We start from the raw sequence: 14388 nt of genomic DNA on the forward strand, positions 1-14388 counted from the left end.
GCCTCCCAGGCCGGGCTCGTGGACCGCGATGCCCGGAGATCCCCTTGACGCGCTCCGCGGCGGTGGATAGCGTTGCCACGTCCATCCGTCAGGAGAACGGCCATTAGCCTTCCAACCTCCCCCCCGCACCCGACCCGATCCGCGACCACCCTCCGGATGCTGACCATCGCCGCCCTGGTGGCGGCGCCGCTGGCCGCAACGGCACAGCTCGACGGGCCGGTCCGACCCGGTCCCACCCACCAGGACTGGCAAGTTCTCTGCGAGGACGGCCCGGCCGGCGAAAACTGCTTCATCACCCAGACCACCGTCGACGAGGACGATGAACCCGTGATGCAGGTCTCGGTGGGTATCCTCGAGGGCAGCCCCGCGATCGTGATCCACTTGCCGCTGGGCCTCGACCTGCGCCCCGGCGTGTTGTTCGAGATCGAAAACCAGGTGCAGCGCGAATTCCCCTACCAGACTTGCCTGCCGAACGGCTGCCGGGTTCTGGCACCGATCGACGACGAAATGCTGCAGGCCATGCGCGCGGGCGTCACGTTCCGGGTTGGCGTCGTGCCTGTGGGCGCCGAACGTATCGGAGTCGTCGAGGGTTCTTTGATGGGCTTCACCGCGGGGTTCCGGGCAATCAGCGAGTAGAGGCTTGCCGCCGGCGGGCGATCATTTCCGGACGCCTGCCGAATCGCAGCCGCCGGCGGCGAAGTCGAACCTCAGTCCGCGACCTCCACCCACTTGCTGCGGCCCGAGGCACCCCGGCGAATCCGGATCTGCCGCCGGGCCACGCCGAACTGGCGCGCGATCAGCGCGACCAGCTCGTCATTGGCCCTGCCGTCGACCGGCGGCGCCTTCACGCGGGCGATCCATGTCCCGTCGTCACCCGGTCTCAATTCGGACACCCGCGCCCCCGGTTTGACCCGCACCTGCAGCAGGCGGGGCAGGGGAGCGGCCGTCATGACTGCGCGCTCTGCCGAGGTGTGCCGCACCGGGGTCGGCGCGGCGACGGGGATGCCGGCACCATCGTTGCGACTACACGCAGCCGGTCGGCTTCGGCAGCCCGCCGTACTTGGTGATCGGCTTCATCGGCCCGGTCATCCAGGTCTTGAACATCCCCTTCTGGTCGGCATCGAGGTACTTCGCGAATTTGCGGATCGGCGGCACCACCGCGTGATCCTCGAAATATTCGCGCGCCTTCAGGATGTGATCCCACTTCTCGTCGTCGAGCTCGACACCGTCGGCGTCGGCCATTGCCTGGCCGATCTCGGGGGTCCAGAGATCGCGGTCGACGAGGTAGCCGTCGCCGTCACGTTCGGGAAGGGTCATGGGTACTCCGATTGGTTGGATATTGAAGGGGCAATAGTTTAGCACAGTGCTCGGGTATTATCGGCCTTCCTGGCCCTGGCCCTGGCCCTGGCCCTGGCCCTCGGCCGATTGCTGCGGGTGATCCAAGTCGTCCCCGGCTGCCTGCGCCAGAAGCGACGCGTTGCCGCCAACGGCGGCGGTGTTGATCGTCAGCACGCGTTCGGTCGCGAATCGGTGCAGGTAGCGCGGACCCCCGGCCTTCGGGCCGGTCCCCGAGAGTGCTTCCCCGCCAAACGGCTGCACGCCGACCACGGCCCCGACCTGGTTGCGGTTCACGTAGCAGTTTCCCGCACGGATGCGGCGCGCGATCCTGCGGGCCCGGGAGTCGATCCGGGTGTGCATCCCGAACGTCAGGCCATAGCCGGCCGCGTTGATTGCAGCCACCACTGCATCGAGTTCGTCCGACCGGTAGCGTGCTACGTGTAGCACTGGGCCGAAGATCTCGCGTTCCAGATCCTGGATGCCGCCGACCTCGAGGGCGATCGGTGCGACGAAATGCCCGTGCGCGGCCGCGGCTCCGAGACGGCACTCGCCGAGGACCCTGCAACCGGCACCTCGCAGGTCCGCGACATGAGCGTTGATCTGCTCCCGGGCATCGGCGTCGATCACCGGTCCGACATCGGTTTCCAGCCAAGCCGGATCGTCGACCACGAGTTCGTCCATCGCGCCGGCGAGCAGTTCGAGCACGGGATCCGCAAGATCCTGCTGCAGGTACAGCACGCGCAGCGCGGAGCAGCGCTGCCCGGCACTGCGAAACGCCGATTCCAGCACATCGGTGACCAGCTGCTCGGGTAACGCACTGGAGTCCGCGATCATCGCGTTGATGCCGCCGGTCTCGGCGATCAGGGGCACGATCGGTCCCTCCCGGGCCGCGAGCATGCGGTGGATCGACTGCGCGGCCGCCACCGATCCGGTGAACGCGACGCCGTCGACCTCCGGTCGTTGGATCAGCGCCGCGCCGGTGGCTGCATCCCCCGGCAGCAACTGCAGCACGTCCGGCGGGATCCCGGCGGCATGGAACAGCTCGACCGCAAGGGCGGCGGTGAGCGTGGCCTGCTCGGCCGGCTTCGCCAGCACTGTATTGCCAGCAGCGAGCGCGGCGGCCACCTGGCCGCAGAAGATCGCCAGCGGGAAGTTCCACGGACTGATGCAGACGAAGACCCCGCGACCGCGCAGCTCGATCTCGTTGTGTTCCCCGGTCGGTCCGGGCAGCACCTGCGGCTGAGCAAACTCCGCCCGCGCACGGGCGGCGTAGTAGCGGCAGAAGTCGACCGCCTCGCGCAGCTCCGCGACACTGTCGGGGATCGTCTTGCCGGTCTCGCGTACGCAGCGGGCCATCAGCTCCGGCCGGTGCGCTTCGAGCAGGTCGGCCATGGTTTCCAGGCAGCGCGCACCGCCCGGCGGCGGGCGTCGCGTCCCAGCCCGGCGCCGCGGCCTGGGCCACCGCGGCCGCCCTGGCGACCGCGTCGGGATCGGCCCAGACTGCCTCGCCGACCGCGCGCCGGCGGTTGGTCGGGTCGAACACTGGGCGCGGTGTGCCCGGTTGCACGGCGCCGTCGATCAGCGGAGACGCACGCCAGGGCCGGGCCGCGGCCCAGCGGCACGACCACCTCGGGGTCGTTCAGGTCCACCCCGGCGGAGTTGCGCCGCTCGGCGCCGAACAGGTCCGCCGGCACCGGAATCCGGGGGTTGCGCACCGGCGCCAGTGCCGCGGCCCGCTCGACCGGATCGCCCACCAGGTCCGCGACCGGCACGCGCGGGTCGTGGATGCGGTTCACGAAGGAGCTGTTCGCACCGTTCTCCAGCAGGCGCCGCACCAGATACGGCAACAGTTCGTGGTAGCGCCCGACCGGAGCATAGATCCGGCACGGAACACCGTGCCGCTCCCGCAGCACCTCGTGCAGCGTCTCGCCCATGCCCTGCAGGCGCTGGAACTCGAACGGCCGGTCCGCTGCCGCGTCGAGCACCCAGGCCACGGTATGCGCATTGTGCGTCGCGAACTGCGGGTACAGCCGGCCGCGCGTGTCGAGCAGCCTGCGCGCACAGGCGAGGTATGAAACGTCGGTATGGGCCTTGCGGGTGAAGACCGGATAGTCGGCCAGGCCCTGAAGCTGACAGAGTTTGATTTCGGTGTCCCAGTACGCACCCTTGACCAGACGCACCATCCAGCGCCGGCCGTGGCGCCGGCCAACATCGTCGAGCCAGTCGATCAGCGCAAGACAGCGCTTCTGGTAGGCCTGGATCGCGAGGCCCAGGCCGTCCCAGCCACGCAGTTCCGGGCGGGACGAGACCGCCTCGATCAGATCGAGCGAGAGGTCCAGCCGGTCGGCCTCCTCGGCATCGACGCACAGGCCGACGCCGGCGGCGCGCGCATCCGCGGCCAGTGTACCCAGGCGCTCGACAAGCGCCGGCAGCGCCCGCCGCCGCTGGGCGAAGACATAGCGCGGGTGCAGCGCCGACAGCTTCACCGATATGCCCGGGGCCTGCTCGACGTCACCGCTGCCGCTGTGCGCGCCCAGGAAACGGATCGCGCTGGCATAGGCGTCGAAGTAACGCTCGGCATCGGCCGCCGTCAGCGCGGCCTCGCCGAGCATGTCGTAGGAGTGGCGGAAGCCCCGGTCCCGTTCGGCCTGTCCGTGCTCCCAGGCGTCGCCGAGGGTCTCTCCCGCGACAAACTGCTGCCCGAGCACCCGCATCGCCCGGCGGACCGCCTGTCGCAGCAGCGGCTCGCCGGTGCGCTGCACCAGGCCGTACAGTATTCCCGCTTCGTCGCGCGTATCCGGTTCACGTGCCTGGGCCACACGCGCGCCCAGGATCAGCGCCCAGGTCGAGGCATTCACGAACAGCGAGTCGCTATGCCCGAGATGCGTCTCCCAGTGCCCGGCGCGGATCCGGTCCCCGATCAGTCGGTCCGCGGTCGCGGGGTCCGGTACCCGCAGCAGCGCCTCGGCCAGGCACATCAGCACAACGCCTTCGCGGCTCGACAGGTCGTACTCGCGGATCAGCGCCTCGATGCCGCTGCCGCCGCTTGTGTGCTCGCGAACCGCCCGAACCAGGGCCACGGCCTCGGTGCGCACCCGTTCCCGGGCGCTGGCATCGACCCGGGCCAGCGCGGACAGTTGCCGGACCAGCGGCCCCTCGGCGGCCCGCAGTATTGTGCGGAGGTGGCGGCGCAGCGCGCCGGGTTCCGGCAACGGTTCGACGATCATCGCGATCCTCCCGTGTCTGCGTGTCGGCCGCAACCGCCCGGAACTCCCGAGCGTCGAGGTACAAGGGTTCAGACCCCGGTCTGCTTGCGCGGGTTTCCGTCGACTGCGATCGCGGATTCGGGGGAATTTCGTGGCGGCGCCGGCAGGCTCATCCGGTATTCGGTGCCGCGCACGGCACGCTGGATCCCGATGCGAGCGGAGGACAGAAGCGACGAGTGTCCCGATTCGAGGCGGCTTCCCGCTGTTCGTGCTGGCCGGCCTCCTGCTGCTGGCATTGCCCGGTGCCAACGCAACCGGTTTTTCCGCCGATGCCGCGGCGCCCGATGGGGTCGGCGTGGCCACCTTCGCGGGCGGCTGTTTCTGGTGCATGGAACCGCCGTTCGATGCGCTTGAGGGGGTGATCTCGACGGCCTCGGGCTACACTGGCGGACATCTGGAAGACCCGAGCTGCGAGCAGGTGGTCACCGGCCGGACCGGCCACTACGAGGTCGTGCAGGTCGTCTACGATCCCGCGGTCGTCTCCTACGAGCGCCTGCTGCACGTGTACTGGCGAAACATCGACCTCCTCGATGCCGGGGGCCAGTTCTGCGACCGGGGCGAGCCCTACCGCACCGCGGTACTTCACCACGACGATGAACAGCGCCGGCTGGCGGAAGCGGCGCTGCAGCGCAAGACCGAGCGTTTCGAGACCGGCATCGCGACCCGGATTCTTCCGGCCGCGACCTTCTACGAGGCTGAGGGATACCACCAGGACCATTACCGCAAGAACCCGATCCGCTACCGCTATTACCGGTTCACCTGCGGCCGCGATGCCCGCTTGCGCGAACTCTGGGGCGACGAGGCGGGGGGCTGTGGATCCCGCCGCCACCCCGAAAGATGGCAATGGGCCACGGATGCACGCGGATACGCACCGAAGAGACTTGGGGTACCTCTCATTTTCCGTGATGTCCGTGTCCTTCCGTGGCTGTCATTTGTCGTGACAGCTGGCTGAGGACACCACCGGCGGCCGCCAGTCGAGATCGAGTAGACCCGGAGAAGCGTCGGCCGTTTCCGGGGGACGCTTCCCCGCCGCCCCGCCTGACTTGCCGCATCGCACCGGACAATCGACAATGCGTAGGCTGCGGACAGCCGCGGTGCTACCAGGGAAGATGCGCAGCATGCACGGATGGAACCGGCTCACGGCATTCCTGCTGTTCGTCGTCGCGATTCCTGCGGCGGCCGACTGCTCCAGAGGCGGCACCGCGCCGATCGCGGATCTGCGCGCTGGTGTCGTCGCCGAGAATGGCAGCGTTACCGTCGACGGCATCGTGACCGGCGTGTTCCTGGGGCGCAACCGGCTCGGCGGCTTCTACCTGCAGGACGACCGCCAACCGCCGTCGGGGTTGTTCGTCTACGCACCCAGGCTCGGCCCCGGGAATCTGCGCCCCGGCCAGCGGGTTCAGGTCGAAGGCCGTTTCGTCCGCTTCCACGGGCGTCCCCAAGTCAGCCGGATCGACACCATCAGGGATTGCGGGTATGCAGGGCGGGCGGAACCGGTGGCAGTACGCCTGCCCGAGGACGCCGGGCGCCTCGATGCACTGCAGGGCGTGAAAGTACGGTTCCCGGATGCATTGACCGTGACCGGCAACTACGAACTGGGCCGCTACGGCAGCCTGCGCCTGTCGTCCGGAGGGCGGCTGCTGCGTACCGGCGCCCCCGGATCCGGCGCGAACGCGCATGCGGATCGCCAGATCGTGCTCGACGACGGTAGCTATCGCGCCGAGCCGGACCCGATCCCGTACCTTGATGCACAGGGCACCCGGCGCCTCGGAGACACGGTGCAGGGGCTGACCGGGATCCTGACCCACGCTTTCGGCGCCCATCGCCTGCACCCGACGCGCGAACCGTCGTTCATCGCTGCCAATCCCCGGCCCGAGCCGCCGCCGGCCGCGCCCGCCCCGCTGCGGGTGTCCACCCTGAACGTTGAGAACTACTTCCTCACGCTGGGCCAGCGAGGCGCCCGCAGCCAAGCCGAACTGCAGCGCCAGCGTGGGAAGCTGGCGGCCGTGGTGCGTGGACTCGACGCCGACGTGCTGGCGCTCACCGAGGTCGAGAACCGGCGCGAGGCTCTGACTGACCTGGTACGGCAGATCAACCGAGGACTGCCACAAGGGCAGCGCTACGCGGCCGTCGCTCACCCCGACAGCGGCACCGACGCGATCCAGGTGGCGCTGCTCTACCGCCCGGAACGCCTGGATCTCGTGATGACCGCGGCCGATGTGGATCCGGTGCACAACCGCGCGCCGGTGCTCGGCTGGTTTCGCGCTTCGGCCGGCGGGCCGCTGCTCGGGGTGGCGGCGGTGCATTTCAAGGCCAAGGTGGGCTGCCCGGACACCGGCGACATCGACCGCGGCCAGGGTTGCTGGAACCGGCTGCGCACAAACCAGGCGCGGAGTCTGCTCGAATGGATCGACTCGCTGCGGCGCGATGGCGCGCCGGTCGTGATCGCCGGCGACATCAATGCCTATGCAGCCGAGGATCCGCTGGATCTGTTGCGAGCCGCGGGCAAGACGAATCTCGCCGGCCGAGATCTGCGCCCGTCCGGCCGCTACACCTACGTGTTCCACGGCGAGGCGGGCCAGCTCGACTATCTGCTGGCCGCTCCTGCGGTCGCGAAGCGTGTGACCGCCGCCGGCGTGTGGCACATCAATGCCGACGAACCCCCGTTCCTGGGTTACTCCGGACGTCGGCCGGCATCCGGCCCATGGCGCTCCTCCGACCACGATCCCGTCTGGGTGGATTTGCACTGGCGCTAACTTCCATGGCCAGCGGCCACCCCGCAAGATGAAAGGGCGAGCCACGGAAAGCACGGAAAGACATGAAAAAAAGTTCGATCCGTTTCATCTTCCGTGATTTCCGTGTTCTTCCGTGGCTGGATTTTCACGCTAACTGTCATACCCTCGGCCGCGAGGCACCCCGAAGGATGAAACTACGATTATAAATCGGAGACATACGATTCTCGGGCGGCGTATTTCGCGTTAGCGTGAAAGAACCTGACGTTGGGGCGAGCGAGATTCTGGCGTGACGCATGCCGGTGCGCAAATGCCTGCTTGCGGGACTCGAAGAGCCTGTGTGGCGGCTCAGGTGGCGGTGAGATAGCCGTGCTTTTCCAGCATCTTCAGCCAGCGCGGCGCGTTGCGCTGCACGACGAGAGCCTCGTAATCGACGGTGCGATCCTGGTAGGGGGCCGCATGATTGAGCATGGCGTAGACGATGCGCAGGAGCTTGTGCGCCAGGGCCACGATGGAGCGCTTGTGTCCCTTGCGGATGGACAAGGCCGAAAACTTGTCCTTGAGCGCACAGCGGGTGCGGGAGGCGGCTTGCGCGAACTCGCACAGCAGGCGACGGACCCAGGCGTTGCCCTTGCGCGTGCGTCCGCTTTTGCGTTTGCCGGCGCTCTCGTGGTTGCCGGGGCAGATGCCGACCCAGGACGCGAGGCGTTCGGCGCTGCCGAAGCTCGCCATGTCGGTACCGATTTCGACGAGCAGCATGGCGGCGCCAATGCGGTCGATGCCGGGCACGGTTTCCAGCAGGCACACCTGCGGCTCCCAGGGGCCAGACCCGCAAGCAGTTCCTGTTCGAAGCGGGCGATCATGGCCTCGAGGTACTCGATGTGCGCCAGAACCTCGTTGAGCACGAAGCGGTGCCTGGTGCTCAGTTCCTCCGGTTGCAGGGCTTCGAACAGTTCTTCGCGGGAAGCCCGCAGGCGGCCGGCGAGGTCGAGGATTGCGTGCATGGGGCATCGGCGAGCAGGGCCTTGATCATGGCCCGTGCCGACGCGCCGTGTACGTCGGAGACCAGCACGTTCAGGCGAATCCCGGCATCGGTCAGCACCTTGTGCAGCCGGTTCTTCTCCGCGGCCAGCATCCCGACCAGCTTCTGGCGCTGCCGGGCGATCAGGCGCAGATGGCGGATCTCGGCCGGAGGAATGAACGAAGCCCGCAGCAGACCGGCACGGGCCAGCGTGGCCAGCCACTGGGCACCGGAGAGGTCGGTCTTGCGGCCAGGCACGTTTCGGGCGTGACGGGCATTGACCACCCAGGCCATGACGCCCACACGCTCAAGGGCCGCATAGGGGCTCTTCCAGTAGATCCCAGTGCTCTCCATCACCACGACCTCGGGGTCAAACCCGCGAACCCACTCGGCCAACGCCCGCCGATCGCGCTTGAAACCACCAAACTCCCGGTGCTCCACCGCCACACTGCCATCGGGCTGCTCGATCAGCGCACAGGCCGTGATCTTGCTCTGGTGCACATCCAGACCGACAACGCGCCGGTGAATCGGGGTAATGTCCATGCTGACCTCCTCGGGCAAACGCACTATCCTTCACGATGTGCTGTCGCCAAGGGCGCCGTCCTTCAACGGCCTGTCGGGACTCGACGGCTCTTTTTAGCGTGCGCTGTCCATGACCCTTCCAGGCCATGCCAGGCAATCCGGGGTACGAGTGAAGGGCAGCGGGTCGAGTTAGCGTGCGCGGTCAGGCGCCATCAAGAATTATCGCGACCTCAGCCCGACGCGACAGCACGCCCATTATCTTTCATCATCGGGGGTGCCGCGCGCCCGGCGGCATGACAGTTAGCGTGAAAGTCACGGCCTGTCTCGTGTCCCTGGCGACCCGTAGGGCGGAAAAGCGCAGCGTCATCCGCCACATGGCGTTCGCAGTGCCCAGACGCCCGCAGCATCCCCAACGCCGGCTGGCGGACGAGGCCGAAGGCCATCATCCGCCGTTTCCACGCCGGGGTCGCCGCTGGTGCCGGGTCGGCACGAACGCCGGCCGGCGGATGACGCTACATCCTTTCGCCCCACGGGTCGGCTGAGACGGGAGCGGTGGGTTCTTGCACGTGACCCGGGAGCCGGCCCGGGAAATGACGGCTAGACTGTGGGTTACACGCCAGAAAATCGGGAGGCTGCAGGATGAAGAAGGTTCACGAAGTCCTGAACGAGAAAGGCCACGATGTCTACAGTATTGGTCCGGAAGCGAGCGTGTTCGAAGCGCTGCGAATGATGGCCGATCACGAGATCGGTGCGCTCCCGGTTCTGGAGAACGGGCGGCTCGTCGGGTTGATCTCGGAACGCGATTATGCGCGCAAGGTGATCCTGCTGGACCGGAGTTCCCGCAACACGCCGGTGCGCGAGATCATGATGGCGCGCGTGACCTGCGTGGAGCCCGGACGCACCGTCGAGGAATGCATGGCGCTGATGACCGACAAGCGTGTTCGCCACCTGCCGGTGCTGGAGCATGGCAAGCTGGTCGGGCTGGTTTCGATCGGGGATCTCGTCAAGGCCATCATCGACGAGCAGCAGTTCATCATCTCGCAGCTCGAACTCTATATCGCCAGTTGATTCCTTCACCTGAGCGGCGGAGCAGCCGGATACATGCGGAGACGACCGTGGTGAGTTCACGAAAGCAACGGATCGATACACTGGTTGCCGAAGTGGAACGCGAGTTCCAGGAGACGTCCGGCAGCACCGGAATCTCCGCGCCGGATGCCCGGTTGGTCGAGGCGCTGCGACGGGTGCCGCGCGATGCCTTCGTGCCCGACGACAGCGCGCGTTTCGCCTGGGAGAACCGTGCGCTGTCGATCGGGCATGGCCAGACGATCTCGCAGCCGTTCGTGGTGGCACTGATGACCCAGCTGCTCGAACTGACCCCCGAGAGTCGGGTGCTGGAGATCGGCACGGGTTCCGGTTATCAGGCCGCACTGCTCGCGGAACTGGCGCAGGAGGTGTTCAGCATCGAGGTGGTGCCCGAGCTGGCCCGATCCGCTGCCGAGAATCTGCAGCGGCAGGGGTACCGGAACGTGCGGGTCCGGGCGGGCGACGGCCGTCGTGGCTGGCCCGAGGCGGCGCCGTTCGATGCGGTGATCGTTACAGCCGGAGCAGAATCGATCCCCCCGGCGCTGGTCGAGCAGCTGAAGCCGGGGGGGCACCTGGTGATCCCGGTCGATTCCCACTGGCTCGGGCAGGATCTGGTGCTGGTTACCCGCGGCGCCGATGGAACGCTGCACCGCCGCGCCGTGCTTTCGGTGATCTTCGTGCCGCTGGTCGGCGGGGAGGGTGGCACGGTGGACCCCTGGAGTTGACGGGTGGTTGCGTGCGGCGGATGGCTTCGGTAAAAAGCAGGCTCGCTGGCAAGCCATGGCAATCGATCCTCTGATGAACAACCACGACCCGCAGTCTTACCCCGACAGTTTCATCACCGGCACCGTCGGGCCCGAGAGCCTCGCCGTGCTCGAGCAGCAGTTGGCCGAGCACCGGGCCCATCTGGCCGCGCTCCGGCCGGATGCGCCGCTGGTTCACCGCGCCCACGTGCTGCTCGATATCGGCGAGACCTTGATCGGCCTGGAGCGCAAGCCGGAGGCCTGGGAGACCGTGCGGCCGCTGGTGGAGCCGCTGGTGGCCGCCGAGGCTTGGCAGGAGGCCGTCGAGGCCTGCGACTTGCTCTACCGCGCCGAACAGGATGACTCCATCCTGGCACTCGGGCACGGGGTCTGGCTGGGAGTGACGTATCCGGTCAAGGCGCAGACGACCGTGACCATGCTTACCCACGTGGTGGACGAGACCCCGGAGCAGGCCGATGGAGCGGCGGTGGCGGCGATGGTCGCGCATTACATTGCAGGGCTGCGTGCCGAGGGCCGGGAACGCGACAGCCTCACGTTCCTGACCACGCAGGTCATCTCCCGGGTCGCCCGCCGCCACCGCGGGATCGAGGACCAGGAGACGCTGAATACCTGGATCGACATGTACGAGCTCAATGACACGGACAAGTTGTTCCAGCGCCTGAGCCGGATGCTCGACGCGATCGTTGGCGACCACTGGTGGTTCGATCGCGACGAACTGCGTGCGCGGCTGCCGGTCAACTGAGCCGGGCCCCGCGAGCCCGCGTTCCCCGCAGCGATGTGGGGGTTATGGGCCGACCTTCCTGGGGCCGCTGCCCCGGCCATGAACGTGCAGGAGCCCCGTCCCAGACTGTTCCCACCGGTGATCAGCTTCCTGCTGATCGCGAATGCCTTGATGTTCGTGCTGCAGCTGTTCGCGTTCGAACCGCTGCTGCTCCACTTCGCGCTGTGGCCGGCGGGCACCCCCGATGTCATCGAACAGGACGGACAGCTCGTGCGGGTGCCGTCGTTCGAGGTCTGGCAGCTGCTGACCTACGGCTTTCTTCATGGCGGACTGTTACACCTGTTCCTGAACCTCTTCGCGATGTGGATGCTGGGCGTGCAGCTGGAGAATGCCTGGGGCTCCCGGCTGTTCGCCGTGTATTACCTGGTCTGCGTGGTCGGCGCCGGTCTGATTCAGCTGGCGGTGGCCTCGTACGGGGTGATGAACGACGAGATCTATCCCACGATCGGGGCCTCGGGCGGCGTATTCGGGATCCTTCTCGCGTTCGGGATGATGTTCCCGAACCAGCGGCTGATCTTCCTGCTGTTTCCGGTGCCGATCCGTGCGAAGTATTTCGTGATCGGGTACGGCGCCTTCGAGCTGTTCGCCGGCATCACCGGGACGATGGCTGGAATCGCGCACTTTGCCCACCTCGGCGGCATGCTGTTCGGGTTCCTGCTGATCCAGTACTGGCGCGGGAAGCTGCCGCTGCGGCCGCGCCGGCGGGTCTTCTGGTGGTAGGCGGAGGGCTGGGTCTGCGGAAGCGCGGGGGCCGGCGAAGCCGTGCCGGTGGCCCGGCTCGCCGGTGCCAGCGACATTCGCAGAGGCACGGCGCGGCGCGTGGAACAGCTACACTAGTGGTAGGGGTTACAGCGGGTTCCGGGACCGGTTCAGGGCCGTGCGGTCGCCTGTATCCCCAGTACCAGCCCGCAAGGGTGCCGATTTTTTCCGAAACGGAGGATCTGCATGGATACTGTCTGGATTGTGGTTGCGGATGCCGCTCGCGCGCGCATCCTGTGTTGCGAGGGCCGTGCGTGTCACGGGCTGAGTGACGTGGAGGCGTTGTCGCACAGCGAGTCGCGGGCGCAGAACCAGGATCTGGTGTCCGATCGACCCGGACGGGGGTGGGCGGGTGCTAACGGCGATGCCCGTCACGCCTTCGACGACGCCACCGACCCGGCCCAACTCGAACGCGATCGTTTCGCCCGCATGGTGGCGGAACGGCTCAAGGCGGCCCATCACCAGGGCGTGTTCAAGCACCTAGTGATCGTGGCGTCGCCGTCCTTTCTCGGTGCGCTGCGGGATGTGATGGACCGGAACGTGGCCCATGCCGTTCGTGCCGAGGTGGCCAAGAACGTGGTCAAGGTCGAGGATCCAGGGACCCTCCGCTCGTATCTCCCGGATTTCCTGTACTAGTTCGGGCTGATCCAGTTGCCGCCGGCCGCGAAGTACCACTGCGGCCGGCTTTTATGCACCCGATGTCTGCCGCTTCTGCCTTCCGGTCCGGGTCCATGGCCAGCTCCGGCCCGCTGCAGTAGCATGGCCGTTTGCGAACGATACGGATCCGGGATGCCAGCGAACGGTAGCGATCAACGCCGGTTCGGCAGCTGGCGGGAGGGTGAATATTTCATTGCGCTAGAACGCGGTCGCCCGCGCCGCGTGATGCGCCTGATGGTTCAGGGGCGGCGGGGCGTGCTCAAGTGTGGAGACGCTCGCGGCTACGGTTGGCCGCGTGTCCTGGGTACAGCCCTGTTGCTGCGCGTTGCGCTGGGCCACTGGCCGTCGCTGGCGTCGCTGCGTCAGTCGGGGCGGCAGCGCCTCAGCTTCGAGGCCAGCCGGCTTCGAGCACTGGCACGAGCGGGTGAGCAGGTTCCCGAAGTGCTGTACCAGAGCGACCGTGTGCTGGTGACCGAGGATGTTGGCACCACGGTGCAGGAACACCTCGAGCGGCTTCCGGTGCGGGACCGGGCGGTGTTGATGCGGCGCCTCGCCGCCGATCAGGCTCGCTTCCATGACGCCGGTCAATGGCATGGGGCGGCACAGTTCCGCAACCTGACCCTATGCGGCGGTGTGCTGCATCGTATCGACTTCGAGGAGAACCTGGAGGGCGTGCTCCCGGTTCGATACCGACAGGTCTTCGACCTGTTCCTGATCGTGCACTCGCTGGCTGAACGCCGTGCACTGGGATCCAGCTGCCAACGCGAGGCTATGGGAGCTCGATTCCTTGAAGAATACCTTGAACATCGGCAGACGGAGCCACCGCTGATCGAGTTGCTGCAGCTGCATCGATGGCTGGCAGCGGGGTCTGCCGCGCTGCGCTGGGCGGCCCGTTTTGGGGGCAGGGATGTCGAGCGCGCGCTGATTACATCCGCCGCGATCCAGCAGGTGATGCCCCGGGTCCGTGCCCTGCGGGAATATGCACAGGCTCGATGAACCGGCGCGGCCTGTTCGGCCTCGTCGTTGCCGTCTGGCTGTCTATACTTCTTGGACACTAGCACAATCACACGAAACCCGCAGGAGGATCGAGATGGCAGAGAGAATGAGTGAGGTCATGAACCCCAGCGCAGTGCAACGCGATCCGCGTTTCCCGCACGCGCCGGTAGATTGGACGCCGCAGACCGCGGAAGCCGTCGCGCGCGAAGAGGGGCTGGAACTGAGCGAAGAGCGCTGGGAACTGGTGCGGGCCCTGCAGGAGTACTACCATCGCCACGAGGAGTCGGCGAAGATCTCGTTGCGGGAACTGCACGACGCACTCGACGAACGCTTTCATTCCCGGGGCGGCAGGAAGTACCTGTACGAGCTGATGCCGGGCGGCCCGGTCGCGCAAGGGGCGCGGCTCGCGGGACTCGAGCCCCCGCCCGAGGCCGTCAACGCGAGCTTCGGCAGCGTTTCCTGAGGAGCA

General features: G+C 67.4%; 15 protein-coding genes and 1 pseudogene. 11 read left to right on the forward strand and 5 right to left on the reverse strand.

The annotated features are described in order from the left end of the window. The first annotated feature begins 156 nt into the window (after window positions 1–156). A complete protein-coding gene (locus TVNIR_RS06220; protein ID WP_015258144.1) occupies window positions 157–636 on the forward strand; it encodes an invasion associated locus B family protein in 480 nt (159 codons plus the stop codon). Window positions 637–707: 71 nt separating this feature from the next. On the opposite strand, the gene TVNIR_RS06225 is transcribed toward TVNIR_RS06220, so the two are convergent. The 4 genes from TVNIR_RS06225 to TVNIR_RS21245 all read right to left on the reverse strand — a co-directional run bounded on the left by TVNIR_RS06225 (window position 708) and on the right by TVNIR_RS21245 (window position 4565). Then, window positions 708–950, reverse strand: coding sequence for a DUF167 domain-containing protein (locus TVNIR_RS06225; RefSeq protein ID WP_015258145.1), 243 nt, complete (start codon window positions 948–950; stop codon window positions 708–710). Window positions 951–1023: 73 nt separating this feature from the next. Beyond that, window positions 1024–1317 (reverse strand): TusE/DsrC/DsvC family sulfur relay protein, encoded by a 294-nt coding sequence (locus tag TVNIR_RS06230; protein ID WP_015258146.1) that lies wholly within the window; start codon window positions 1315–1317, stop codon window positions 1024–1026. A gap of 57 nt (window positions 1318–1374) precedes the next feature. After that, complete coding sequence (locus tag TVNIR_RS21240) at window positions 1375–2730, reverse strand: L-glutamate gamma-semialdehyde dehydrogenase (RefSeq protein ID WP_015258147.1); 1356 nt, start codon at window positions 2728–2730, stop codon at window positions 1375–1377. Next, window positions 2694–4565 (reverse strand): proline dehydrogenase family protein, encoded by a 1872-nt coding sequence (locus tag TVNIR_RS21245; RefSeq protein WP_015258148.1) that lies wholly within the window; start codon window positions 4563–4565, stop codon window positions 2694–2696. The genes TVNIR_RS21240 and TVNIR_RS21245 overlap by 37 nt, the downstream gene beginning before the upstream one ends. 247 nt (window positions 4566–4812) lie before the next feature. Between TVNIR_RS21245 and msrA the strand changes: the two genes are divergently transcribed. Beyond that, window positions 4813–5556, forward strand: a complete 744-nt coding sequence (msrA, locus tag TVNIR_RS06240; RefSeq protein ID WP_015258149.1) for a peptide-methionine (S)-S-oxide reductase MsrA — start codon at window positions 4813–4815, stop codon at window positions 5554–5556. A 166-nt stretch (window positions 5557–5722) separates the two neighbouring features. Then, window positions 5723–7360: an ExeM/NucH family extracellular endonuclease gene (locus TVNIR_RS06245; RefSeq protein WP_015258150.1), complete on the forward strand. Its 1638-nt coding sequence runs from the start codon at window positions 5723–5725 to the stop codon at window positions 7358–7360. 324 nt (window positions 7361–7684) lie between these two features. On the opposite strand, the pseudogene TVNIR_RS06250 reads toward TVNIR_RS06245, so the two are convergent. Continuing rightward, window positions 7685–8900, reverse strand: a pseudogene (locus TVNIR_RS06250) (IS110 family RNA-guided transposase). A 272-nt stretch (window positions 8901–9172) separates the two neighbouring features. Here TVNIR_RS06250 and TVNIR_RS20520 point away from each other — a divergent pair. From TVNIR_RS20520 to TVNIR_RS06285, 8 genes are all read left to right on the forward strand, one after another. Next, a complete protein-coding gene (locus tag TVNIR_RS20520; RefSeq protein WP_083499376.1) occupies window positions 9173–9421 on the forward strand; it encodes a hypothetical protein in 249 nt (82 codons plus the stop codon). A 97-nt stretch (window positions 9422–9518) separates the two neighbouring features. Further along, window positions 9519–9947 carry a CBS domain-containing protein gene (locus tag TVNIR_RS06255; RefSeq protein ID WP_015258151.1) on the forward strand — a complete coding sequence of 143 codons (429 nt, stop codon included), beginning with the start codon at window positions 9519–9521 and terminating at the stop codon, window positions 9945–9947. A gap of 50 nt (window positions 9948–9997) precedes the next feature. Continuing rightward, window positions 9998–10687 carry a protein-L-isoaspartate(D-aspartate) O-methyltransferase gene (locus tag TVNIR_RS06260; RefSeq protein ID WP_237251763.1) on the forward strand — a complete coding sequence of 230 codons (690 nt, stop codon included), beginning with the start codon at window positions 9998–10000 and terminating at the stop codon, window positions 10685–10687. A gap of 73 nt (window positions 10688–10760) precedes the next feature. Further along, window positions 10761–11468, forward strand: a complete 708-nt coding sequence (locus TVNIR_RS06265; RefSeq protein ID WP_015258153.1) for a hypothetical protein — start codon at window positions 10761–10763, stop codon at window positions 11466–11468. A gap of 84 nt (window positions 11469–11552) precedes the next feature. Then, complete coding sequence (locus tag TVNIR_RS06270) at window positions 11553–12227, forward strand: rhomboid family intramembrane serine protease (RefSeq protein ID WP_418081350.1); 675 nt, start codon at window positions 11553–11555, stop codon at window positions 12225–12227. 225 nt (window positions 12228–12452) lie between these two features. After that, window positions 12453–12902, forward strand: coding sequence for a host attachment protein (locus TVNIR_RS06275; RefSeq protein WP_043739460.1), 450 nt, complete (start codon window positions 12453–12455; stop codon window positions 12900–12902). 153 nt (window positions 12903–13055) lie between these two features. Next, the gene (locus TVNIR_RS06280; protein WP_052316620.1) at window positions 13056–13919 is read left to right on the forward strand and encodes a BUD32 family EKC/KEOPS complex subunit; all 864 of its coding nucleotides are present in this window, start codon (window positions 13056–13058) and stop codon (window positions 13917–13919) included. A 94-nt stretch (window positions 13920–14013) separates the two neighbouring features. Further along, window positions 14014–14382 carry a TusE/DsrC/DsvC family sulfur relay protein gene (locus tag TVNIR_RS06285; RefSeq protein ID WP_015258157.1) on the forward strand — a complete coding sequence of 123 codons (369 nt, stop codon included), beginning with the start codon at window positions 14014–14016 and terminating at the stop codon, window positions 14380–14382. Window positions 14383–14388 lie beyond the last annotated feature (6 nt).

This window comes from Thioalkalivibrio nitratireducens DSM 14787 (assembly GCF_000321415.2).
GTDB lineage: Bacteria > Pseudomonadota > Gammaproteobacteria > Ectothiorhodospirales > Ectothiorhodospiraceae > Thioalkalivibrio > Thioalkalivibrio nitratireducens.